Origin of the sequence: Shewanella sp. T24-MNA-CIBAN-0130 (assembly GCF_040310185.1) — a bacterium.
Lineage (GTDB): Bacteria > Pseudomonadota > Gammaproteobacteria > Enterobacterales > Shewanellaceae > Shewanella > Shewanella psychromarinicola.
Genome location: NZ_JBEOPP010000440.1, coordinates 1 through 253, shown reverse-complemented (window position 1 = coordinate 253; position 253 = coordinate 1). Strand labels below are relative to the sequence as shown.

Annotated in this window: 1 protein-coding gene; it reads right to left on the bottom strand. The window is 40.7% G+C overall.

Features of this window, described 5'->3' with window-relative positions:
• Window positions 1–215 (bottom strand): met regulon transcriptional regulator MetJ (metJ, locus tag AAEZ02_RS23040; protein WP_351125480.1); only part of this gene is annotated, 215 nt, incomplete at its 3' end.
• Window positions 216–253 lie beyond the last annotated feature (38 nt).

The window sequence follows — 253 nt, the reverse complement described above, 5'->3', positions numbered from 1 at the left end:
GGCAGCGGTTGCCCGGTAAACGCATGCAAAAACGCTTCGCATAAAAGCTCGCTATTTGTTGCATGACGTAAGTTGTTTATTTGACGACGAGTACGTTCATCAGTTAATACTTTTAATACATTTAGCGGGATCGAAACGGTGATCTTCTTTACTTGTTCGGATTTTTTCCCGTGTTCTGCGTATGGGTGAATATATTCACCATTCCATTTAGCCATAAGATGTATCGTTGCCTCAGATTATAAATTGCTCACAC